Consider the following 26552-nt stretch of genomic DNA (forward strand, 5'->3'; position numbering starts at 1 on the left):
AATTTTTAGCTAGAACTTTATCCTGCAAAATTGTTTAGTCCTAATGTTTTTTCTAATATATACATAATTCCCATAGTTAATATCATTAATATTACTGACAATGCTGATACTGTTGGATCATAGTTATATTCAACGTAATTCATCATTGTTGTAGGTAATGTACTTACACCTGGACCAGTTAAAAATATAGATACTGGAACGTTATTAAATGAATTTATAAAAGCTAACATAAATGCTGCCATTACCCCTGATGTTATGTTTGGTAATACTACCTTAAAGAAAGTTTTTGACTTTTTGCACCCTAAACTTATAGCTGCTTCTTCTATTGAATAATCGAATCCCTCTAAGCTTGATCCTATAACTCTTATAATATAAGGAATAATTACTAGAGTATGTCCAATAAATAAACTAGCATATACTGAAAGTTTTAAGCTTACTAATAAAAATTGGAATAATGCAAATCCAACTACTATTCCTGGAACTATTAGTGGTGAAAAGAAGAAGCTTTTAATAATAGCTTTTCCTTTAAAGTTATATCTGCTTAAACCATAAGCTGCTGGCATACCTATAATTAAGGCAGCTACTGTAGCTACTCCTGATATGAAAAAGCTTGTACCCATACTTTTTATAAATGATTGTGATTTAAATACTGTAACAAACCACTGTAAGCTAAATCCCTTTGGAGGAAATGCTATATAGTTTTCTGTTCCTATACTTGTCATAGCTATAATAACTAATGGTGCAAATAGGAATATATACACTAAAACAACGAAAGCTGTTAAAACTTTATTCTTCTTCACCTTATGAAACCCCTCTCTTATCTAATCTTGACGCTAGGAAGTTAATCCCCTTTATTACCATTAAAGTAACTACAATCATTATAGTTGCTACAACTGCAGCTCCTTGCCAATCTCCTAAAGTCATAGTCTTTTGATATATTAAAGTTGCTAAAACTGTATTTTTGTTTCCACCTAATAATTGTGGTGTTGTATATGCTGTTAATGAACCTGTAAATACTAAAACTATTCCAACAATTAGCCCTGGTAAGCTAAGTGGAAATGCAACCTTAAAGAAAGCATTTAATTTATTAGCTCCTAAGCTTTCTGCTGCTTCTAACAAGTCATTATCTATATTTTCCATAACTCCAACTAATGAAATAATCATTAGTGGCAAGAAAATATAAACAGTACCAACTATAATAGCGCCCTCTGTGTATAGAAGGGATATGGGCTCTTGTATTAAATTGAATCTAATAAGTAAAGTATTTATTAGACCTGTCTTCCCTAAAATACTCATCCAAGCAAATGAACGTACAACTGAATTTGTTAGTATAGGAAATACTGTTAATACTATAAGTAATCCTCTTACTTTATTAGATACTCTTGATATATAGTAAGATACTGGTACCCCTATAAACATACAAACTATAGATGATACTAAAGATATCTTAATAGTTCTCCAAAATATTGACATCATATAAGAATCTGTAAAGAACTCCTTATACGCACTAAACATACCATCATTAGTGTTTGTAAAAGTAGGAATTATTGTCTCCAATAATGGAACTATCATAAAATACGCTACCAATACTATACAAGGTATAAATAATAAATAATGACCTTTTCTCTTCATGCCTTTCCTCCATCTCTAAGTAATATTCTTCAATCACTTTTCAACTTTTTTCAACTTATTTCTACATAATTTAATATTATTCTACTTGTATTTACGAACATTGTCAACCATGTTTATTTTATTTTTCGTGTTTTATTCGTTTAAATCCTTTGATTTTTATTTTTTATAAATTTTTGTTCTTAAATATTAGTTGTTGTCAAAATAGTATGAATTTTACAAAAGTGTTTATTCCAAAATAATTTAAATATAAAAACATACAAAAAGACAATAGTTAACTTTATCTATATACTTAACTATTGTCCTAATACTTTTTTATTTTAATTATTAAATAATCCAGCCCCTTCTATTATTTCCTGCTCTGCTAACAAACTTAAAACAGCTATATTATAATCACTTAACTTTTGTGCCTTTTTTATTTTTTTAGCATATTTTTTGTTATCTGAAAACATGTAAATCATATATCCCCATAGCTCTTTCATCTTAAATATTGCATTTTTATCTTCGTTAAATAATTCTATATATTTATTTAAAATTTCATTATGAAAATCTTTTAATACTTTTTTATCTATGTTAGCATTGTTTTTTATCAAACCCATTAACCATGGATTGGCTAATATACCTCTTCCCAGCATTACTGTTTTTAATTCTGGAAAAGCTTTTATCAATTCGTTATGATCATCAACATTAAAAATGTCACCATTATAACACACCGAATTACTACTTAAAGATAATGCATCTTTAAATACTTCTAAATTAGGTTTATTTCCATAAAAATCTTTTTGTGTTCTCGGATGGATAATTAATTCCTCTAAAGGATATTTATTGTAAATTTTTATTAGCTCATAAAATTCTTCTGGACTATCTTTTCCTATTCTGGTTTTTATAGAAATTTTCATATCATCTATTTTAAATATTTCATCTAAAAACCTGTCCAATTCTTCTCTTTTGGCTAAAAACCCTGATCCTTTATTTTTTGAAACAACCGTTCCAGCAGGACATCCTAAATTTAAATTAACCTCGTTATAACCTAATTGTTGTAATTTTCTAGAGGTAATAATAAAATCTTCTGAATCGTTAGTAAGTATTTGAGGAACTATATTCATCCCTTTATTATTTTCAGGCAAAACATCTCTTAATTCTTTAGTCTTAAGACTTCTACTTTTATTGGCAATAATAAAAGGTGTAAAGTACTTATCAATATTATTAAAAAATTTTTCATAAGAATTTCTATATATGTATCCAGTAATTCCTTCCATTGGTGCTAAATAATATCTCATTTAATAACTCCTTTATAAACATTCTAAAAAACATTATATCAGCCTTCTTTTTTCTTATCTACTTCATATTAATTATATTTTCTTTTCACTCACAACTTAACAATGAAAATATACTTTATCATATTTAATAATTAATATTAAAAAATGTCTCAGTTAATGTTTGATAAATATAAAACCCTTACCACTCTTAATGATAAATATATTGGAAATAATAAAACTTAAAGATAAATTTCTTAATAAATGAAAAACCCACAACAAAACTGTCGTAGGTTTTAATGGTGGAGGCGATCCTTGACCTTTGAAATCCACCATAAGTATATATTTTTCATTTACTCTTTGTTATCTTATAAATAGTGCTACATAAACTAATTATTTTTTTCAAGCCATTCAAAAATACGACTAATAATTTCAAATATTGGTTTAGGTACACTATATGATGCCTTCATAAGCTTACTACTTTCTTTACTTAAGGTTGCTATCCACTCTGTCTTTGCTTCTTTTCCACCTGATATTTTCTTTTCTTCTGGTCTAGTAACTATATTTTCAAATATTTCTTTCCAATTATGTGAATATATAACAATCTCTCTACACTCTGCAAAAGTCACACATTCCCATTCAGTAACAGATTCTATATCCTCACCTTTAGAAATATTTTCATAATTTCGTTCATCTGATTCACTCTTTGCACGTTTATATACTGACTTTGGAATTCCTTTTATAACCCAATTATCACCATAATATTCTGCTAATGCATTTGATAATTTTTCTTTTAAATTCATTTCAATTGATGTTAAATATTCTCTTGATTCTGCATTATATTGCTTTGTTTCATTTTCAATATATGTTTGTAACCCTTCTGGGATAAAGTCTGTACATTTATCTGCTATAACTTTCTGAAAAGCTCTCCAAAATTTATTATCTGCACCTCCACCCAAAAAGCCCTTTAAATCCTTTCTTTCTTCCTCTATAATCACATTAAAATAATTAGTCAAAGGTTCTAGATAGTATTCAACCTCGCTAATTATAAAATCAATACTATCTTTCTTTGCATTAATTTTATCTTGTGCAATTAAATGATTAACTATATCATTTATAACCCTAATAATTCCTTGTATTCCTCTATTAATTGCTAAAATTCCTGTTTCCCCAAAATTCCATTCAGAAGTTGAATGAGTTTTTACGTATTTCAAGCAACCTTCTAAAAATGGATAAAACAAATCACAAGTATTTTGATTATCTCCTAAATCAAAACTTCCATCTACAAGAATTGTATTATTTTTTGTATATGTTGTAAAAAAATCACTCTTTTTTAAAGCAGCCTGTATTGCCTGTATCGTAATACACTTTGTTTGATTTTTTTCATCTTCACCAATAACAATTCTTCCTAGCAAAGGTGATGTAGGCTCTTCACCACACATCTGTGCAATTTTTGAACGAAGTGCTTCCCTTTGTTCATTGCAATTAGGTGAATCCCATAACATATCGCTATTTAATGTTACTCTTAATGTTTTAGAAACTGCCTTCTGATTTTCATTAATATCCATAAACAGCTTTAACTGTTCTTTTCTTTCCAAATCAATAAAAGCAACAACTGGTATTGTATTTTTACTAGCATACTCTGTATCCGAATAACCATATAAACGATGCTGACCATCAATGATATAAGCAGAATGATATCTCTTAGGTAAATGTAAAATACCTAATTTCGATAATGATTCCTCCACTCTAGTTGATGAAATATCAAATTGTATCCCTTTTCCTCTTGTGTCAATACTTATTATAATAGAATTTGGAAAGTATCCTCCTACATTGATAAATGCTTGTACCTCTTTAAGCCTTTTCTTCTTAATAACTCTTTGGTAAGTTGGCATCATATTTTTATTAGCTTCATTTCTATGCAATACATAACCTATCTTTAAAAGTTTTTCTGGTTCAATTGAAAAAGAATAATAATCATATCCCCCCATTGTTCCTTTAATAGCTGGTATCTCTGCTTGCATATTTTTTATTTCAAGATTTGCTAACAAACTGCCCAACAATTGATATCGAGCACAAGTTCCCAAATGTTTCACTAATTCTGAGTAATATTGAATAATTGAATCGCTAAAATATATTATTCCCCATTCTTCCATCTTTTGCAAATCTGCTTTGCTCATTATATAGTTCTGAGTCGCCCAAATAAATTTAACCTTTCTTTTCGGGAAATGTTTTAATGCCTCTTTACGCAAGCCATCCATTTGCCCATGTAATGCTTCAATGTTCTTTTTAAACACACCATCTTTAAATTTTTCTGCTGACTTACATTCTACAATAAGTATTGTTTCATCATCAGCTGCAAATACATCAATTTGTTGGGTAAAATCAGGATTTTGAAAATCATATGTCATTTTAAAATTTCTATCAGTATTAAGATTAGTAAATCCCATTTGAGCAAAAAGCAACCATATTTTATCTTCAAATTGTTCATCATATGGCTTTTCTTTTCTAACTTTAATAAATTTCGGATCAGCATAATCTTTTACATATTCCCATCCCTCTGACTCAAGTTCTTGCAAGGCTACTTTTCTTTGCTTATTTTCAATAAATCGATTCTTTCTCAAATTTTTTGCCTTTACTAATTTTTCCCCTGTTACAATTTTATCCCAATTTGTCATATGCAAAACCTCACCAAAAATTTATTTGTTAATAATATTTAAACTATGTTAGCACTTACTATTAACTCTAAGTACTTTTTTCTTCCCTTTCTTGTTCCAGATATTGAGCAATATCTTTCTACTGTATCAAGCATAAACCCATCAACATCTTTATATAAAGCTCTAACAGCTGGATGGTCAACATTTGTCATAATAATTTTTACGCCTCTATCTTTTGCTCTTACTAGTGCATTTGATAACCTTATTTGATCATTCCAGCTAAACATGTCTGCTGTATAACTGACAAATCGCTTATCTTCATCAATGACTGCATAAGGAGGGTCACAAAATATAAAATCATCCCTTTCTGCCATTTCAATCGTAATTTGAAAATCTTGACACACTAGTTCTGCATTTTTTAATATTGTAGCTTTATTTTCGAAATCTTCTGCATCAAACACAATATTTTTAGATGTACCTATTGGAACATTAAATCCACCCTTACTATTTACACGATATATTCCATTATAACAAGCTCTATTTAAATAAATCATTCTTGCAGCTGCAGTTACTCTTTTTCGTGTTTTTAGTTTTCTGACCTTATAATAATAATCTGTATTATGTTTTTTAGCATGATTTTTTAAGTTTGTACATACTGCTTGGCATTCATCTCTAACTGCTATATATGTATTAATTAACTCTTCATTTGCATCACCTAGTAAAGCATCTCTAGGTTGCAAATAAAAAAATACCGCTCCGCCTCCCAAAAATGGTTCAATATATCTGTTATAATTTCCTGGAAATCTTTCACTTTCATTTTTTACAAACCAGTTTTTTCCTCCAGCCCATTTCAAAAAAGTATTATTCATTAATCTTTCTCACTTCATAAATATTCATAATTGTATTAACAAATATTGTAACAACATTTGTTAGTATTTTTGATAAAATTTCATCTTTATATAGTAGTTTCACTTGTTCCTATAAATAATTCCATCTTTTATAATTATCAACAAAAACAATTTCTACTTTTAATTAGAAAGCAGAAGTTAATTCTACCTTTCTGTATATATTTAGATTTTTTTCAACCTACGTTACATATCCAAATTCCCTTATATTATACCTCTTTTTGCCTATTTTGACAAATCATTATTGATATGACTTGCTTTCATCATACATAAGACCATTTATAAATTTTCTACATTTTAAATATTTATTTTCACAATAAGAATACAGACGATATTTTTTATAGATAAATTCTCCTTGTATCAGCTAGATAATATTCAATGTATTTTTTTCTGCATTTTATTTATAATCACATTTTTTAGCTAACCTTAATATAAAAACTATCACTCCCTTAATACTACTTATAACTTCAACTCCACTCCCCTTATTTTTAAGCAAATAAAAATCCACATTGAATGTGACTTCAATGTGGTCTTTATAAACAACTACTTTTTCTTTTAAATTTTTCTTGAACAAATACTTGTAATATATAATTTATCATATTACTTATATATAATATTTAATTAAAATTAAGTTTACTTTGAACTAACCCTTAACAATAAAAAAACACATCTATCTATAAGTAGCTATTTAAGCCACTTACAAATAGTCGTGGATTTATTTGGTGGAGGCGATACGTGACCTTTTAAATCCACTTCACATAACTATATAAGTAATTTAATTAATAGCGTACTACTAGATCATGAATTTATTATTTATAAATTTCTCTATCAATTAATGTCTCAATTTTATCATCGCATCCAATTACTTCATATCCAAAATCTTTAAATGACTTTATATTACCTTTTATAGTCTCATACTGTATTGCTATACAAGTTAATTTTTCAGCTCTACTCATAGCAACATATGCATTCATTAAAGCTTCTTTATCATCCTCATTTACTTCAGTATTTTTGTCAATCATATAGTCTAAAATTCTGCTAATATCACTTCTATCTTCTCCATTACCATATACTAATTTACTTTCTAAATATAATGTTGCCTTATGTGTTTCTCCCTTAGTACTCATTATGGTATTCACATTATCAATACTAATAATTCTATCTACTTCCCCTATCTCTTCATGTTCTACTGCTACTTCATCAGTATTACTTTTGAATTTACTTTTCAGTATGTCATTATCGTAATTAATCTCATTAACTTTATTAAATAATTCTCGAGTTATCTCCAATATATCTTCTATTACCAAATTAGTATTAATACTAAAATTCTTAATCCACTCTAATACCTTAGAACGATATATTATAAATTCATTAGCATATTTGTCTTCCATAAACTTAGTAAATTCATCTTTATTAATCTTCTTCCGATTAATATCAACAGATAGTAAAATTATAGAAATCAGATAATCATAAAAATCTTTCGCATTATTTATACTATTTAATTTATTAATAACTTTTTTATCTAAAGATATATGCTTATTTCCTTTTGCGTTATATCCTTTTACGTAAGATGCTATTGATTTATTTGGATTACTAACTGAAAGTGCTAATTTACCAATTACCTTTATTCTCTTACTTCCATCATCTTTAATATCATAATAATTCAATATTTCTAAATATTTGGGCACAACACTCTCTATATTAGAATCATCAAATATTATTATATGAGGATTTAAAGTTTCAATTTCTTCATTACCTTCCATTTCTCCAATTTTTTCAACCCTCAAAGGCTTTAAAAATTTAACCACTCCATTACCATATCTTTTACTAGAATTAATTACTCTAGTATTATCATTAAATATCCAAGTATTATTACTAGAATCAAAGTTACTTATACTTTGATTTTTATCTCCAAACCTTTGAATACAAACTATATCTTTATCAAAAATATCCGCTATTATTTTCATTTGTATTTTACTTACATCTTGCATTTCATCTATAAAGACATATTTAAACCTATTGGAAAAATAGTTTTTTATATTTGGAAATTCTTTAGTATATAGCCCAGCTAAAAAATATGCATCTTCATATCTCAATATTCCTTTATTCAACGTCTTGTTTACCATAACATCTTTTAATTCTCTATAGTAAAACTTATCTGATAATGACCTACCATAATTATCTCTTATATCATTATTATCAAAATCAAGATGCTTATTAGATATAAATGTTATAAAATTTTTTTCATGCGACTCACCTGTATAGTTACCAAATCTATTTTCAATACAATATTGTATTAAGCTATCTATTCTAGGATGTTTTGTTTTTGATAACTTTCTTATCTTATCAAAATATATGTCATCGTCTATGCTCTTAACATTCTCCCCCTTTTTGTGTTTAAAATATGGTATAGTTAAGTATTTATCTACAAAATTTTGAATGGTTCCAAAGTAGTTTGGATACTTAAACAATATATCACTCTTATCACCTAATTTGCCCTTAATTTCCTCTATCGCTACATTAGTATGGGTTAATACACATATTCCTTGACCATTATTTAATGGCATCTTTCTAGATAATATAATCAACTTAGCTAATAAGACTGTAGTCTTTCCGCTGCCCGGACATGCATTTACATCAAATGATTTATTGAAATCTTCTATTATTGGAACTCTCTCCTTCTCATCAAAAACATTTGTTTTACCAAAAAGTATCTCCTCTGCATACCTAATGTCTGCTTCTGTTATTTCAATATTATCAACTATTCTACTCATTACTCTGTAACCTCACTTCTACTATTAGTCACATGATATATAGAATCTAATATATACTTTATATGTTCATCTTCAAGAATCTTACTAACTAAATCATTATCCTCATTTGATTTATTTAATAAAATTTTTGATAAATATTGAGCGCAGACTGCTTTAGATGCATTTCCTTTTAGTAATGGTTTATATATTTTATATGCTATATCCATCTCATCTTTACCATCTCCAATAGATTCATCTATTCCTTCTTTAGCTTTATCAATATATTTATTTATATCAATACTATCAACAACACCTTCATCTAATTTTATATCTTTTGCTATCAAAACCGCTGCATATAAATATTCTTTTATACAGCTTAACGCTAAATCAAATTCCATAGTCCAGTTGTTTGTAAATGCTTTTATATCCTTAAAATTGTATTTTTCTTCTTTTTCCGCTTTTATGATTTCCTTGAACTTCTCGTAATCATTGTCAACAACTTCAATTTGAGCTTGATACTCTCCCTTTTTAAATCTCTCTGATTTTTCTTTACCTAAGATTTCTTTTACTCTTTGTTTTGCATCATCCTCTTTTGTAAAATATTCATCAAAATCATTTGTTTTATATATTTTATATCCTTTAAATTCACTATTATTATCATCATCTTGATAGTACTGTATAGGTCTTACATCTAGATCTGTAACAATTGAAGTTGGTATTCCTATTGTTTTATCTCCTTCCTTTGAAATAAATATATTTGAGTATCTTAAAAAAGCTACATTTCCTACATTAACAATAGAAACTCCATGCATATATAATGGCTTTTCTATAATTTTTGCAATAGTTGGTATTAATATATTCTCTGCATCACCTTCAACCATAATTACACCTTTTGCAAAAAATAAATTTGCTTTTGTAGAATCTAAAAATCTTTCTAAGAATTCATAATCCCCTGAAGATAACCGTGTATATTTATTATTTAATGAATATGCATTATTATTTCTGCAAAGAATTAAGCTATTTAAATTAGCTATTGATGCTAATGTTATACTGTGGGTTGTAAGTATAGTTTGTGATTTAATATTTTCTTCTAAATGTTTTATTATTCTTAACTGGGCTTGTGGATGTATGTGGGCTTCAATTTCTTCAATCAAGGCTAGTCCGAATTCATTGCTCTTTTCTTTTATATCCAATAATAGCATTTCCATTGCCATGTATAATTGATTTAATGTTCCTAGCCCTACCTTATCTTCATCAATCTTTAACATAAGTCTAGATAATATTTTATTTAATTCCATTTCGGATATATTAATATTCACGTCATATTTATCTTTATCAGTCCCTAAGAAGTTACTTAACGTATCTGATATTGAACTTATAATACTTGATGGATTATCTTTATAATCAAGCTGTACCTTAATCTCTTCTGTTGTATCACTATCCATATCATGATTGTTATCTTGAGATATACTTTCTTTAAAATATTCCTCAATGTTCCTATTTGCACTTTTCATAATTTCTTCTATTTTATGTGTACCATCTTTATTTTTAAATATAGGATGACTTTTTAATACTTGTGCAAACCTAGATCTATAGCCTGGATTTAGTTCATGTTCTGCATCTCTTAAAGGCTTTAAATATGTAACTCTCAAATTTTCCGATGCTTCAAAGTTAACATCCAGATCTTCTTTACCTCCAGTTTTTCTTATTGTTATCTTATTATCCTTTATTCTTGCTGTTAATCTTACCTCTAATTTAGCGTTTCCTTCGTCATCTATATATATCCATTCTAAAAACCTTCCTGCCTCTATATTAGATAAGCTTTCAAATGTACATTCTATTTTTAAATAATTAGTTCTTATACCATTTTTTCCTCTATAAAAATCATTTTCTTCTAATCTAACACTATCGTAGCTTTGAGTACCTAGAACTAATTTTATTGCATCTATAATCGCTGTTTTACCACTATCATTTTCCCCAACAATTAGATTCAGCCTATCACTAAATAATACTGTAATTCCAGCATCTTCATTTTCTTTTGTCCCATATTTTCTAAAATTCCATATTTTTAATTTAGATAAAAACATACTATATCCCCCTTTATTTCTTTTAAATATATTTCAAGTAAAGTTATTCAACTTATATTCTACACCACATGGTATTATTTTCAAATGCATAACCACCCCCATAGTTTAACTATATTTCCTATATTTACAATATTTAAATACTATAATAATTAATTTATAAAAATAAAAATCCACGACATCTCTGTCGTGGATTTCATGGTGGAGGCGATGGGAATTGAACCCCTGTCCGAAAATAGTGACCCTAAGGCATCTCCGAATGCAGCCCAGTGATTTAGAATTTCCTTCATAAATTCCGTTCCTAGGTCAAAACTTTCCTAAGCTAAGGTTTCACTAATTGGTCCCCTATCCCAAGTCGTGGGGCTCTTAGGTAGGACGAATAGCTATATTAAGTAAATTCTTTATTATATTTTTAATTTTAAAAGTCTTAATATATACTTCTATTAATCTTTATCAACAATATTATTTTTTAACTAATATAGACCTTAGTTTCTATAGGAATATTATCATATATCCATTTAGCATTTTCTTTCGCAAGTCTTATACAACCATCTGATATTGACATACCAAGTCTTCCATCTCGTATACTTCCATCAAGATTATAAAGAATTGAATGAAATAAATAATTTCCCTTGAATTGTGTATAGTAAAAACATTTATATCCCTTATTTACACCAAAGTATAAACCTTTAATACCTATAACATGCGTTCCTTTTTGGTGTAGGTGTTGATGGCTTACCAATACTATAAAAGTTACCACTATTAGCAAAGTTTATTACATCTTCAGTATATTTATCACTTCTCTTATAATTATTTAAAACTCTTTCAATAAATTTCACATTAATAACCTCACAAAAATTGATTTATAAATTACTAAATTTAAAACTTTACGACAAATTATCCTAGAGTTTATTCATAGAGACTAAACATAGTTATCTCTCTTAAGGTACATTCAAAAAATAACAAGTCAGTATAATAGTCTTATTTTAAACTCCAATTAATTTCCTCACAAAATTTGTTTTAGGATTTTCTATTATATCAGTAGAAGCACCAAGTTGTATTATTTTCCCCTTATCCATTACAAGCACTCTAGTTCCAAGCTTTAATGCTTCCTTAATATCATGAGTAATAAATACTATTGTCACATTAAGCTCCTTATATATACGGGATATTTCTTCCTGTAATAGCTTTCTAGTTATTTCATCCACTGCTCCAAATGGCTCATCCATAAGTAAAATATTAGGCGAAGCTGCTAATGCTCTTGCAATACCAATCCTTTGACGTTGTCCTCCTGAAAGCTCACTTGGATAACGATTAAGCATATCCTCACTTAATCCAACTACCTTAATTAACTTCTCTACCTTTAATGATATTTCTCTTTTACTCTCCTTTTTTATTAAATTAGGCACATAGGATATGTTTTTTCTTATATTCATATGTGGGAATAATCCAACTCCCTGAATTACATACCCAATACTTCTCCTAAGTTCAATTTGATTCACCTTTGAAATATCCTCACCATTAATATAAACCTTTCCTTTATCTGGTGTAATTAATCCATTTATAATCTTTAATATTGTTGTTTTACCACACCCTGAGCTCCCTATTATGGTTAAAAACTCTCCTTTCTCTATATCTAAATTGAAATCATTTAAAATTTTATTATCTCCATAGGTTTTGAAAACACTCTGTAGCTGTATAACATTTTCTTCTTTCATAAGCTTTTTCTCCATTTCAAATCTTTATTTTAACAATCCCTTAGCTTTTAAGAATTCTTTCGCTACTGTCTTTTCATCTTGTCCTTCTGATTCCACCTTATTATTTAATGATATCATTTCCTTCTCAGTTATAATATTTTCCATCTTCATTAAAGCTTTTTTAAGCTCTGGATGGTCTTTAATCACATCATTACGCACAACTGTTCCACAAGAATAGGTTTGATAAAAATTTTTATCATCCTCTAAAACCACAACATCAGAGGTTTCAATTTTTCCATCTGTTGTGAATATATTCATTACATCTATTTCCTTAGCATTTATTGCTTTATATTTAAGTCCAATATCTAAATCCACTGATTTCTTAAAGCTTAACCCATATTTATTACATAAATCCTTAAAGCCATCATCTCTTTCATAAAAATCATATTCCGCTCCAAATGTAAGATCTTTAGAATAGGCCGCAAGGTCTGAATACGTCTTAATATTATATTTTTCTGCAATATCTTTTCTTACTACCAATCCATAAGTGTTGTTAAATCCATAAAGTCCAACCCAACTTAAATTATACTCTTTTTCGTATTTCTCATTAAGTTTCTTATATAAGGTTTTATCATCTGGAATTTCCTTTTCTTTTAATACAAAACTCCATGCTGTCCCTGTATATTCTGGATATAGGTCAAAATCCCCCTTTATAATGGCAGGATGAATATTACTTGTTCCTCCTCCTACCCCTTTTGTTATTTCAACCTTTAAATCAGTATTGTCCTCAATAAGTAATTTTAGCATTTCTCCTAAAATAAACTGTTCACTCATTGGTTTTGTTGCTATTTTAATAGTTTTACTTTTTTTTGAGCATCCTACTAAAGTAGTAAATAAAACTATCACCATTAATGTTGCCAAAAATTTAATATGCTTTTCAACTAATTTCATTACTTAATCCTCCACCTTCTTTTAATTATTTTTTCACCATATCCAATAAGGAAATCAGCTATTAAAGCTATTAAAGCTATTAATAAACTTCCTGCAATTGTCATGGCAGTGTTATTTGTGGTTATACCTCTATAAATTGCAACACCAAGACCTCCCGCACCAATAAAGGATGCAATTCCTGCAAGGGCAATTGTCATAACAACCATATTTCTAATACCTGCTAAAATAACTGTGATAGCTAAAGGAAGCTTTACCTTATATAAAATTTCAAAGGATGTACTACCCATTCCCTTAGCTGCTTCTATTATTGATGTATCTATATTCTCTATTCCTGTATATGTATTTCTAATCATTGGTAATAGTGCGTATATTGTAAGTGCAATTATTGCTGTTGTATTTCCAATTCCTGAAAAAGGAATTAAAAATCCAAGTAGTGATATTGCTGGAATTGTATAAACAAAATTTGTTATACCAAGAATAATTGGAGAAGTTTTTTTAAACTCACTAATTAAAACTCCGAGTATTCCCCCTATTATTGTTGCAATTATTATGGATATTCCTGAGATTTCTAGGTGTTCTAATATTAACTGGTGAAAAAAATCTCCTCTTTCCATATAAATCTTTAAAACTTCTTTAATCATTTATCCCTCCTAAATTTCTTTTTATTAATCATCAATCTTAAATTAGACAAAAGAAATCATTCGTTATTATATTATTCAGCATAAAAAAAAAAAGTTCTCTGAAAATATTTTTAGAGAACTTTTTCTTTAAAAAGCTTTTTTCCTTAATATTAGATAAATAAAAAATACTAAAAGGGAAGCAACTAATAATCCAATAAATAGCCATTCTTTATTTAAATTATATATAAAGGATGAAACTATAGGACCTAGTACATATCCTGTAGACTCAGACGCTCCTACAAAACCAAATACAACTCCTTTTATGTTTTCATTTTCTCCAAACTCCAAAAGTGAATTTTGAAGGGCTGAATTTAAAAAAGTTGCTCCTAAAAAATACACTACAATTATTATAGAAAATAGAACAGCCCCTCTAATAAACGATAATGCTAATAATGCCCCACTCATAACCATAAATGAAAAAAAGAATTGTTTTTCAACTCCTATTTTATCGCTAGTCCATCCTCCCAAAGGAGCAAAAACACCAAATATAAATAAATAAATTGATATAATTGCGGAACTAAAAAAAGATGATCCACCTAGAACTTCTTGCGCATAGAATGGAAAGATAGAAACTATACATCCATATATAAAATCTCCTAATAAAGCAATTACTCCTAGCATAATAATTTTAGGGGCAAGCTTATACTTTTTTATATCCTCAATTATTACTTTAACCCTACATCTAAGCTTTTTCTTTGATTTTTTACATTTTTTCATTGTAACTTCTGGTTTCTTAATTTTTAGCCCAAGAAATATTAAACATACTAATATTCCAATAGAAGATATGTAAAACACCATTTTATAATTATTTAATTTTGATACAATAAAGCCACCAATAATTGCCCCTATGCTTCCACCAAGGGTAAATACTGCTGAGGCATATCCTGTGCATTCTCCTCTTTTCTCTGGTGCTAGAGACCTAGATAATATTAAAAATGTAGCTGGTGCTGCTATTCCAAGTACTGTTCCCTGTATTATATAAATACCGCTAGCTAAAATTTGAGAATTTACTAAGGTGTATGCAAAAGGAACACAAGCCATTAATCCTAAAGAAATCATGAGTAAAAGTTTATCTCCTATAGTATTAGCTACCATACCAAAAGGCATTTGTGCTAGTGCTTTTCCCACACCATATAAAGACATTACTATGCCTATCATAAGAGTATTTATTCCTATAAAATCAAAATATAGAGGAATTATAGGTATCATAAAGCTGTAACTAATTCCAAAGATAAAACGTAAAATACAAAAATGTAGAAGTTCTTTTTTCTCAAATAAAATATTGTTTTTAATATTCATATCAAACTCCTATAATAATGACATTTTTCTTTAGTATCTTAATCTATTTAGTTTATTATGCACTCTCTATTATATTTTAGACTTATTATAAAAAAGCACATATAAAGCTGTAATTAAAAGTGAAACTATTAATAGCCCCAAAAACAGCCATTCTTTATTTATTTCATATACATATGATGAAATTAATGGACCAAGTGCATACCCAAATGACTCAGATGAACCCACAAATCCAAATACAAAGCCTTTTATCCTAGGATTACTCCCAAATTCTGAAAGTGAGCCTTGAAGTGCTGCATTTAAAAAAGTAGCTCCTAAAAAATATATTATTATTGTTATTGTAAAAACTGATACATTCCTTATTATTACTAAACCAAGTAAGCTTAAATTCATTACACTAAATGAGAGGACTAATTGTGCTTTGTTTCCTATCCTATCACTTACCCACCCAGCTATTGGTGCCCCTAGTCCAAAAACTATTAAATATACTGATATTATGGAGGAGGTGTATAGAGTTGATACTCCTAATACAGATTGTCCATAAAAATGAATTAATGCTACAACACAAGAATATATATAATCCCCTAAAAATGCCATAGCTCCGAGCATTATAATTTTATGTTTTAGTTTGTATATATTTATTTCTTTTAGTATTTCTTTTAAGGATACTTTACTTTTATTTACTTGTCTTGCAGGTTTTTCTTTTGGTATTTTGAAAATTACATATATTAATGTTAGTAGTATACCAAATGAGGATATGTAAAAGACCCTATTAAAATCATTTAATTTTGTTACAATAATTCCAGCTATAATAGCTCCAACTCCACCACCAAATGTAAAAACTGCTGAGGCTAAGCCTGTACTCTCTCCCCTTTTTCTTTTGTCTATGGACCTAGCTAATATTGAATAGGTTGAAGGAGCGGCCATTCCAAGTATTGCTCCCTGTATTACATATATACTTCCTGATAATATATTATTTTTTACTAGTGTATAACCTATTGGTACAAGTGCCATTAACCCCAGAGCTAAGGTTAGAGCTAACTTGTCCCCTATTTTATCTGCAAATATCCCAAATGGAATTTGAGTTATAGTTTTGCTTAATCCATAAAGAGAAATTATTATTCCTATTATTACTGTTGAAAGTCCTATAGATTTATAAAATAGTGGTATTATAGGAATCATAAGACTGTAGCTTATTCCAAAGAGTAATCTATAGGTACAAAATCTTCTTAATTCCTTCTTTGTAAATAATACACTTTCTTTAAATTTCATAAAAATCTCCTAGAATGCAATAAAATTTATTTTTATTTATTGTATTCTAGGAGATTTAATGTTATTACTATTCTCCGCATCCATCTACATATAAAACACTAACCAATATGCTTTTCTTTCAGCATCTATTTTTCTTAATTTTCAATAAGACTATTAGATATTTTACCTTAATAGTTTTAATATTCTTTTTAATTGTAATTGCTCTATAAATAATATTACTTGAAAACTCTAAGTAATTTATATACTTTATTCCTTATAACACTTGCTTAACTAAACTAGAATAATATTTAACAAGGTCATTATTCTTCTAGTTATATCAACCACAAATAACTTTAAACTCTGTTTTTTCTTTAGAACTGTTAATTAATATGTTCCCATCATGCATTTCTATTATTGTTTTTGCAATAGCTAATCCTAATCCTGTTCCTTCTTTTTTATTAGATTTCTTTTCTATTCTATATAACCGCTCAAATAATTTCTTTAAATCCTCTTCTTCTATCATATCTCCATAATTTATAAAACTTATTGAAGCCTTATTATTTTCCTTTTTAATATTCACATCTAAATATTTCCCACTACTCCCATATTTAATAGCATTAGATATTATATTTTCAAATACCCTTGCTAATAAAATAGGATCTCCATGAATCCATATTTTAGGTTCTTCTGATGATATTCTATATTTCATATTATTCTGTTGAAACAAAGGAATGAAACCTATAGTTACTTGTTCAATTAATTCATTTATATACACTTTAGTTTTGTTTAATTTAATATCTCCATTGCTTATTTTGGTAAATTCAAATAACTGATCTACAGCACTTTTTAATTCATTAGCTTTACTAAATGAAACTTCACAATAATGATTTAACTCATCCTCACTATTAAATTTTTTATTTTTTATTAACTCTAAAAACCCAATGACAGAGGTGAGAGGAGTTCTTAAATCATGAGATATATTTGTTATTAAATTATTTTTATGCTTTTCCCATTGTCTTTCCTTTTCCATAAGAGCTTTTATACTAAGGACCATTTCATTAACATCTTCAGCTAAATTACCTAATTCATTCTTTGATTTTATAGGAATATTAATCTCCATATTTCCCTTTGCCACTTTATTTACACTAGATGATATTTCTTTTATGTAATTAGTTATTTTATCCATTTTCTTTATAAAGATTAAGCTCATAATTGCTATAAAGATAATAAATATTGCTGCAATAAATTTAACCATAAACCCAGTATCCGTATTATATAAATTAATAAAATTCGTGTAAAGTTTTGAGTTAGATATATGTAATATCAGAATTATTCCAAATAACATTAAAAGAGTAATACCCATAGAAGATAATATTGCTATAAAAAAGTTTATAAAAATGTCTAATTTAATGCTTCTACTCTTCAATTTTATAACCAACTCCCCATACTGTTTCTACTATTTTAGGTTCCTTTGGATTTTCTTCAATTTTTTCTCTTAGCCTCCATATATGAACCATCACTGTATTATTTCCTTCAAAGTATTTTTCTTTCCAAATAGCCTTAAATATTTCCTCAGAATTAAATATTTTCCCTTTTTCACTAGCAAGCAATAGCAATATTTCATATTCAATAGGCGTTAGCTTTATCTCATTGCCGTACAAGTGTACCTTATGGTTTCTTTTATTAATACTTACACCTTTTATTTCAACTGTATCATTTTCTTCATGCTGTTTAATATTTTCATTAAGATAAATATATCTTCTAATTTGAGCCTTAACCCTTGCAAGGAGTTCCATTGGATTAAATGGCTTTATCATATAGTCATCTGCACCCATAGATAATCCGTTTATCTTGTCCATATCTTGAGATTTAGCACTTAACATTATAATTGGAATATTGTATTTTTTTCTTATTTCCATACAAACCTGTAACCCATCTATCCCAGGCATCATTATATCTAGAACCGCAACATGTATTTTTTCTCTATGGATTATATTCAGTGCCTCAGTACCATTATTTGCTTTAAATACTTTATAGCCATCATTTCTAAGGTATACTTCCATAAGCTCAAGTATTTCTTCTTCATCATCAACAATCATTATATTAAACATTTCAATCTCTCCCCCATCTTTTGATTATGTTTATTTTACCACAATAGACAATAATCTACACTTTTACCCCTAAGAAATTAAAATAATAAATTAACCAAATGAAAGCTATGTTTGCAATAGTCACTACAGTAAAATATATTTTATCTCTTTTACCACATACCCTTTTTATCCAAAGCCTTATTATATTTATCAAGCCTACTACACTTAAAATTGTTGAAAACATTAAAAATGATAATAATATATATAATAAATATATAAATGAAGAATCATTCGTAACTATTATAGAAATTGCTAATACCAAAGCTCCTATAAAGCCAGTTATGTTAAGTAATGATATTATAAAGTTTAATGAACTGTTTCTCTTTATTTCTTTACTTTTTTCTTTTACATTTCTTTTAAACAATCTTTTTATTCCCTTTAAGATATTGATTGATATATTTACAATGAACACTACAATAACTAATATAAATAAAATTATATTAAATATTCTTCCATCATAAAAATTTATCTTTTCAAAGGAGTTATGACTAACATCATTAAAAGCATAAGTAATCCTTTCATTACTATCTAATTTAAAAGCAAAATCTCCCTTTCCATCTTCCCTTGCAAACACTCCATGTTTTATTTCAATTAGCTTTGTTATGTTTTCTTCCTTTGCACTTGTGTATTCCTTAAGAGTTAATGTACCATCCTTGTTATCTGTTATTCTTAAATCCATAGTTGTATCCAATAAGAACCCTATTTTCATTATATTGCTTTTGGAAATTCCATCATAACTTCTATAGGTTCCTTCATATTTACTATAATCTTTATTAGATTTTGCCTTAAGCTCGCTATATTTAGTACTCTCTTGTGGGTAAAATTGATTTAAGAATTCATCCTCTATATTAAAAGGAAGTGGATTTAGGGAGTTTGTTGCTACGTATATCCCTAGCTTTTCCTTTGGCATTAAAAACACAGTGGTAGTAAACCCGGGTAATCCCCCTTCATGCTTTAATATTTCTTGTCCATTCCTATTACTTCTAATAAATCCATAACCCATACCTGGTAGAGCTTCATTGTTAGCAAATTGCTTCTCTTTCATTTCCTTTGCTGTCTCTTCTTTTAATATTCTACTTCCCTCAAACTCCCCATTGTTTAAATGCATCAACATAAAATTTTCCATATCCATTGGAGTTGCATTTATTCCTGATGATCCTGATGTATATTGATAAGCTAAAGGTACTTCATTAAATGAGCCATTGTCATACTCATACCCTGTAGCTGTACTATGATTTTTCACTCTTACTAATGTATTATTCATTTTTAAAGGTTCTATTATATTTTTCTTTATATATTCTTCATAGCTAATACCTGATACTTTTTCAATAACATAGCCTAAAATATTATATCCTTGATTTGAATATCTACTAACTGTATTTGGTTCTCTCACTACCTTTGGCTTATGATTATCAAAATAGTATTCTTGGGATTTTATATTCTTTTCATTTCTTGTATTCCCATTAATTTCACTGGCTTCATCTACTCCACTTGAATGAGTTAATAAATTTGCACAGGTTATTACTTCATTATAATTATTGTCAATTTTATATGGTGCAATATACTTTTCTACATTTTCGTTTATATCTATTTTTCCTTGCTCATATAATTGCATTATGGCTGTAGCCGTAAATAATTTACTTACTGATGCAGCAGGGAAAAGAGTTTCATCTGGATTAACCTCTATCTTTTTATCTAGGTTACTATATCCATATCCTTTTTTGAAAACTTCCTTTCCATCTTTAACAACTACCACAGCTGATCCTGGTATTTTATATTTTTGCATATTTGATGTAAAAAACTTGTCCATAAACTCTTGTACATCTTTGCTATTACTTATATCTTTACTTTTCATATCTTGCTCAGTTAATGCTAAAGCAACATTTCCTTTTGTACATACCAAAACAATACAACATAATATTACTGTTAAAATTTTATTTATCTTTTTCTTCACAATTAACCACCCCTTAAACTCTTTAGTTACATTCTATATGAAGAAAAATCTTTAATTTTAACTTTTTTCTTACGGAAATTTAAAGATTTTATAATTATTATTTTTTAAATACACTCCATATCCATTTTCCTTATTAGGATTAGGTGATTATAACATTGTATTTTAAAAACAAAAAAATCCACGACAAAACTGTCGTGGATTCTAATGATTCAGGCGATACGTAACCTTTGAAATCAACCATTTTATCTAATCATTCATTTATACTTACAATTCTAAAAAAGCTTCAATATTATCTATATTTTCTTTAATACTATTTTCTCTCATACTTAAAACCCGAAATCTCAGTATATTTTATTACTTTCCTATAACTTTTCTCATATATAGCATACCTTCGTTTTTAGGTCCATAAACATCTGGTAAAATACCAACTGGAACGAATCCGTTCTTACCATAAAAAGCAATTACGTTATAATCACCAGCATAAGTATGCATATACATACAATAAACATTTTTCTCTTTTGGATATTTTTCAGCATACTTTAACAATTTTGAACCATATCCAATATTCCTTGTACCCTTAATTACACCCATTTTAATAACTTCACAGCTATTAAAACCTTCATTTATTCCATCCGGTGCTTCATCTATTAAAATTGTAATAATACCTAAAGCACTGCCCTCTTCATCAAATCCACAAAAAAACTTTGCACCATTGTAATATAATCTATCTATTCTTCTTTTCAACCATTCTAAATGTTTCTTATTTCCCACATTAAAAAGGCTATATTCAACTTCTCCCATCAATTCATAAAATATTGATATTTCATCTTGTAATATTTCTCTAATCTCCATATTTCACATTTCCCTTTCAAATACAATATATGAATATGTTACCTTATATTGTTTATTATGTAAATGTGTACATTAACACAACAACTGTCCAGCAAACTTACTATTATTGGTTATATAGCAAAAAAATCCACAACATTTCTGTCATGGATTTTTGGGTATAGGCAAAGCACGATATTCGTATCCTTGATTTTTTTATAAACCCTTATAGTGTTGTTGTAGAAGGTGGAGAAGTTGTTAAATAGAGTTTTAATATAAACTTTTGACACATCCACATTTTATTATTTATTAAGACACATTCCAAAAATAACAAGTCAGTATGCTAGTCTATTTTGTGTCATTTTTGACTTGTTATTTTCTTTCACGTGCCTAATAATCTAGATACCCATGTATAACTATAAATCTATTCAACTTTATATTTTAAATTCAAGTCTATTTAAGAGCTTTTTTTATATCTGATATTATTAACTCATCAGTTAAATGATAGCGTCTATATAATTCTTCTATTGATACACTATCAGTAAATTCTTTTGAAGCCCCAAAGTTTAATACTTTCATATCTTTATCTCCGTAAAATCTTGAAATCTTTTCACCAAATCCACCATCAAGTATTCCATCTTCTAATGTTATTACTAACTTATGATTATCTAATAACTCAGTTAGTAAATTTTTATCTATTCCACTTATAAATCTAGGGTTTATTAATGTAGCATTTATACCTGTTGTTTCTTTTAATTTTCCTTGTACTTTTTCTCCAAGATGATAAAAACTTCCTAGACCAATTATTGCTACTTCACTTCCATCTTTTACTTTTTTATAAGTGTTTAAGTTGTCAAAGCTAAGCTCAACTTCAACGGTAGCTGATACTACACCCATGTTCGGAACACGTATTGCTACTGGATATTTATCTTGTTCTATTCCCCACTCCATCATAGCAATGTATTCTTCCTTATTAGTTGGCGCAAGATAGACTATGTTTGGTATATTAGATATTAAAGGAATATCAAATATTCCATGATGTGTTACATCACTTCCGGTTATTCCTCCACCATAAACCATGATAAGTGCAGGATTATTATTTATAGCAAGATCTTGAGATAATTGATCATAAGTTCTTTGTATAAATGAACTAAAAAATGATGCAACAGGTTTACCTCCTTGTGATGCTATACCTGATGCAAGTGCTATTGCATGTTCTTCAGCTATTCCAACATCTATAAATTGATCTTTAAATTCATGTCTAAATGAGCCTAACCCAACTGGACCAGGAGTAGCAGCTGTTATTGCTACTATGCTACTATCTTTTCTAGCTTTTTGTGATAAAAATTCACCTGCTATACCTCCATAAGTTTCACCATTATTTTTAACTAGCGGCTCTTTAGTTTTTAAGTCAAATGGCATTACCCAGTGGAAGGCTTCTTTATTTTCCTCTGAATCTTTATACCCTTTTCCTTTTACTGAGTGTATATGAACTACAACTGGATGATCTATATCCTTAACTTTTGAAAATGTTTCAATTAATGATTCAATATTATTTCCATCTTTAACATAATAATAATCAAATCCTAAAGATTTAAAAAAGTTATTTTCTGATTTTCCGTAAGTTTCATGAAGTAGTGCTAAGTTTTTATAAAGACCTCCGTAGTTTTCTGCTATAGACATATCATTATCATTTACTAGTATTATTATATTTTTTCCTGATGCAGCTGCATTATTTAGTCCTTCAAAAGCTTCTCCACCACTTAAGGAACCATCTCCTATAACAGCTATAATATTTTCATTGCCGCCCTTTACGTCGCGAGCCTTTGCTAATCCACACGCTAAACTAACTGAAGTTGATGTATGCCCTATTGTAAAAAAATCATGTTCACTTTCATCAGGTGAAGTGTATCCTGTAACACTTTTATATTCAGCTGGATTTATAAATGCATGCTTTCTTCCAGTTAAAATTTTATGTGTATATGATTGATGAGAGACATCATAAACTATCTTATCTATGGGTGAATTAAATACACAGTGTAGTGCTATAGTTGCTTCAACCATACCTAAATTTGGTCCAAAGTGCCCACCTATTGTGCTTACTTTTGTTATTATACTCTCTCTTATCTCACTAGATAATATTTTTAGTTCATCACTAGTAAGTTCTTTTAAATCTTTTGGTCCATTAATTTTATTTAAAATATTTAGTAACATATTAATTTCTCCTTTATTTGTAATTTAAATTGCTTGTGCTTGCTATATTGATTAGTATACATCTTAGAGTAAACTCTAAGTCAATAGATAATTTAAAATAATTTTACTTTACTTAGAGTTCACTTTAAAGGTTATAATATGATATCATTTATGTAAAGAAATCTAGTGTAAGTAATTAGATATTCTAAGGAGGTAATACTATGCATTATACTATTAAAGAGGTATCTAAAAAATATAATTTATCTACTCATTCTCTTCGCTATTATGAAAAAGAAGGTTTACTTCCTTTTGTCGAGCGTAATGAACAAGGTAATAGAATCTTTAAAGATAAAGACTTTGAATGGCTTGATATAATATGTTGTCTAAGAAATACTAATATGCCTATATCTAAGATTAAAGAGTATGTTGATTTGTGCCTAGAAGGTCCTGAGACTATATGTAAGCGTGAAGATATACTTTTAAAACATAAGGAATATATAGAAAATGAGATAAAAAACTTTAATTCTTATCTTGGAATTGTAGATAATAAGATAAATCATTATATTAAAGAGCAAAAATCTATTATATGTAAATAATTTACATTATTATCTTTCTATAGTTTGTGTGCTGTTAAGGGATTTACTTTTTCAAGTTCCAATTTAAATAGAAACTATCTTGAAAAAATTATACATAGCAATGAAGATCCTATCTCCTCTTTAATATTATTTATTGATAAAATATCAAAAATAGTAGCCCCACATAGAATTGCAAGCTACTGTGATACCAGTTGCCTAAGCAACTAGAATTGTATAAGTAGAGTGCACCAACACTCTACTTTTTTATTATCCACATTTCATATTTATGTTATATCAAATTTTTATAAAAAATAAACATATACAATTATTTTGTATTTAAAAATTTCTATCTAACTAACATGTAAATTCCTACTTATTTACTTTTAATTATACTCAAAATATCTGACTTACTTAATATAATATTTTTTATATAGTTCTAACTGAATCTCTTTTCTCATATCCCAAATATTGCATTCCTGATTGGATAAAACCACAAGACTTATATCTTTTTCTGGGTAATAAGAGAACATAGCTGATACACCATAATTGCAACCATCTTTATATATGCAGAATGGTTCTTTTTCATCATTTATCATAAAAAATTCAAATGCATATCCATTTCTTTTGTATAACCCTGGTATTTCATAAACTTCTTTTGCATCGCAAAAATTACAGTGTGCATGCATTAATATATCTGAGTATTCCTTATTAAGAAGTGTGCCATTTTGAATACCAATTAAAAACCTATTCAAATCTTCTGCAGTAGTATATGCACCACCATCCGCTGTTCCTATAGGAGGATAAGAATAGATATTCTTTTTATACCCAAGAATATTATCCTCTTTATCCGTAATATTTATATATCCTTCTGCAGTATTCTCATTAATACCATCCATAGAGAAAAATCCTGTACCACTCATGCATACCTTTTCAAATATATTTTTAGCTACATAATTTTGATATTTCATTCCTGTTATTTTTTCAATTACAAGACCAAGAAGTATAAAAGAGCAATTGCAATATCTAACATTATTGCCTGCTTTAAAGTTTGGTTCCTTATAAGCAAAGTTTTTTAAGAAATCTTTGCATTCTCTTATTGCATAATTAGGACTATCGATAAATAATGCTTCATAGTCTTCTCCTGCTTCCTCATCAGCATCATCAGCAATACCTGATGTATGATTCAATAATTGTTCAATTGTAACATCATCAGGTATTTTTGTTCCCTTCAAATCAATTATATTTACGATTTTATCATCTAAATTCAATTTCCCTTGTTCAACAAGTTTCAGTACAGCTACTGCCGTAAAAACTTTAGTCACTGATGCTGTATCAAAGCTTGTATCAACTTCATTTTTTATTTTAAATGCTCTGTTTGCATAACCATATGCCTTTTCAAATACTGTCTCACCTTTAATTTTAAGCATACACACTCCACTAAAATTTTGTTCTGTGGCATAGTAATTACATATTGTTTCCATAAATTTTCTCATGTTATATCCCCCCACTTCCAACCATTAAACTTAATCATTTACATTAACGTATATTAAAAAGATAAATTAACACTACCCAATCTACTATTTACCATAACATTTTTGGTTAATATTGTATATGACGATCATTCTACCTTATTACTTATGGTTATGATTCAGCGTAACTACTCCAAATGAAGTTTTGTCATTTTTAATTATCC

19 protein-coding genes and 1 pseudogene are annotated in these 26552 nt (G+C 28.0%); 1 reads left to right on the forward strand and 19 read right to left on the reverse strand.

Annotated elements, in window-relative coordinates:
• Positions 1 to 17: 17 nt before the first annotated feature.
• The 18 genes and pseudogenes from BM119_RS05960 to BM119_RS06045 all read right to left on the reverse strand — a co-directional run bounded on the left by BM119_RS05960 (position 18) and on the right by BM119_RS06045 (position 24305).
• On the reverse strand, positions 18 to 800 hold the full coding sequence (locus tag BM119_RS05960; RefSeq protein ID WP_090039766.1) for an ABC transporter permease: 783 nt from the start codon (positions 798 to 800) through the stop codon (positions 18 to 20).
• A gap of 1 nt (position 801) precedes the next feature.
• The gene (locus tag BM119_RS05965; protein ID WP_090039768.1) at positions 802 to 1632 is read right to left on the reverse strand and encodes an ABC transporter permease; all 831 of its coding nucleotides are present in this window, start codon (positions 1630 to 1632) and stop codon (positions 802 to 804) included.
• A gap of 317 nt (positions 1633 to 1949) precedes the next feature.
• Entirely contained in the window at positions 1950 to 2909 is a 960-nt protein-coding gene (locus BM119_RS05970) for a tRNA dihydrouridine synthase (protein ID WP_090039769.1), read from the reverse strand.
• A gap of 365 nt (positions 2910 to 3274) precedes the next feature.
• Complete coding sequence (locus BM119_RS05975) at positions 3275 to 5563, reverse strand: DGQHR domain-containing protein (RefSeq protein ID WP_090039771.1); 2289 nt, start codon at positions 5561 to 5563, stop codon at positions 3275 to 3277.
• Between the two features lie 38 nt (positions 5564 to 5601).
• Positions 5602 to 6411 (reverse strand): DNA adenine methylase, encoded by an 810-nt coding sequence (locus BM119_RS05980; RefSeq protein WP_090039772.1) that lies wholly within the window; start codon positions 6409 to 6411, stop codon positions 5602 to 5604.
• 845 nt (positions 6412 to 7256) lie between these two features.
• Positions 7257 to 9221, reverse strand: a complete 1965-nt coding sequence (locus BM119_RS05985) for a UvrD-helicase domain-containing protein (RefSeq protein WP_090039774.1) — start codon at positions 9219 to 9221, stop codon at positions 7257 to 7259.
• Complete coding sequence (locus BM119_RS05990) at positions 9221 to 11287, reverse strand: ATP-dependent nuclease (protein WP_090039776.1); 2067 nt, start codon at positions 11285 to 11287, stop codon at positions 9221 to 9223. The genes BM119_RS05985 and BM119_RS05990 overlap by 1 nt, the downstream gene beginning before the upstream one ends.
• A 466-nt stretch (positions 11288 to 11753) precedes the next feature.
• A pseudogene (locus tag BM119_RS05995) lies at positions 11754 to 12030 on the reverse strand (L,D-transpeptidase); the annotation flags it as partial.
• Positions 12031 to 12270: 240 nt separating this feature from the next.
• Positions 12271 to 13002, reverse strand: coding sequence for an ATP-binding cassette domain-containing protein (locus tag BM119_RS06000; protein WP_090039778.1), 732 nt, complete (start codon positions 13000 to 13002; stop codon positions 12271 to 12273).
• Between the two features lie 24 nt (positions 13003 to 13026).
• Positions 13027 to 13932, reverse strand: a complete 906-nt coding sequence (locus tag BM119_RS06005; protein ID WP_090039779.1) for a glycine betaine ABC transporter substrate-binding protein — start codon at positions 13930 to 13932, stop codon at positions 13027 to 13029.
• Positions 13932 to 14573, reverse strand: coding sequence for an ABC transporter permease (locus tag BM119_RS06010; RefSeq protein WP_090039781.1), 642 nt, complete (start codon positions 14571 to 14573; stop codon positions 13932 to 13934). The genes BM119_RS06005 and BM119_RS06010 overlap by 1 nt, the downstream gene beginning before the upstream one ends.
• A gap of 126 nt (positions 14574 to 14699) precedes the next feature.
• A complete protein-coding gene (locus tag BM119_RS06015; RefSeq protein ID WP_090039782.1) occupies positions 14700 to 15911 on the reverse strand; it encodes an MFS transporter in 1212 nt (403 codons plus the stop codon).
• 69 nt (positions 15912 to 15980) lie between these two features.
• A complete protein-coding gene (locus BM119_RS06020; protein ID WP_090039784.1) occupies positions 15981 to 17180 on the reverse strand; it encodes an MFS transporter in 1200 nt (399 codons plus the stop codon).
• 316 nt (positions 17181 to 17496) lie between these two features.
• Positions 17497 to 18414 (reverse strand): HAMP domain-containing sensor histidine kinase, encoded by a 918-nt coding sequence (locus BM119_RS06025; protein ID WP_479723132.1) that lies wholly within the window; start codon positions 18412 to 18414, stop codon positions 17497 to 17499.
• A 160-nt stretch (positions 18415 to 18574) separates the two neighbouring features.
• Positions 18575 to 19270 (reverse strand): response regulator transcription factor, encoded by a 696-nt coding sequence (locus BM119_RS06030; RefSeq protein ID WP_090039788.1) that lies wholly within the window; start codon positions 19268 to 19270, stop codon positions 18575 to 18577.
• A gap of 55 nt (positions 19271 to 19325) precedes the next feature.
• A complete protein-coding gene (locus BM119_RS06035; RefSeq protein ID WP_242948331.1) occupies positions 19326 to 21263 on the reverse strand; it encodes a serine hydrolase in 1938 nt (645 codons plus the stop codon).
• A gap of 354 nt (positions 21264 to 21617) precedes the next feature.
• Positions 21618 to 22115 (reverse strand): GNAT family N-acetyltransferase, encoded by a 498-nt coding sequence (locus BM119_RS06040; RefSeq protein ID WP_090039790.1) that lies wholly within the window; start codon positions 22113 to 22115, stop codon positions 21618 to 21620.
• A gap of 429 nt (positions 22116 to 22544) precedes the next feature.
• Positions 22545 to 24305 (reverse strand): 1-deoxy-D-xylulose-5-phosphate synthase, encoded by a 1761-nt coding sequence (locus BM119_RS06045; protein WP_090039791.1) that lies wholly within the window; start codon positions 24303 to 24305, stop codon positions 22545 to 22547.
• 200 nt (positions 24306 to 24505) lie between these two features.
• Here BM119_RS06045 and BM119_RS06050 point away from each other — a divergent pair, with 200 nt between their 5' ends.
• Positions 24506 to 24880 (forward strand): MerR family transcriptional regulator, encoded by a 375-nt coding sequence (locus BM119_RS06050; protein ID WP_090039793.1) that lies wholly within the window; start codon positions 24506 to 24508, stop codon positions 24878 to 24880.
• 386 nt (positions 24881 to 25266) lie between these two features.
• Here the strand turns inward: BM119_RS06050 and BM119_RS06055 are convergent, their stop codons facing one another.
• A complete protein-coding gene (locus BM119_RS06055) occupies positions 25267 to 26352 on the reverse strand; it encodes a serine hydrolase domain-containing protein (protein ID WP_090039795.1) in 1086 nt (361 codons plus the stop codon).
• Positions 26353 to 26552 lie beyond the last annotated feature (200 nt).

The sequence above is a fragment of the Clostridium frigidicarnis genome, from assembly GCF_900111985.1.
Classification (GTDB): Bacteria; Bacillota; Clostridia; order Clostridiales; family Clostridiaceae; genus Clostridium_Z; species Clostridium_Z frigidicarnis.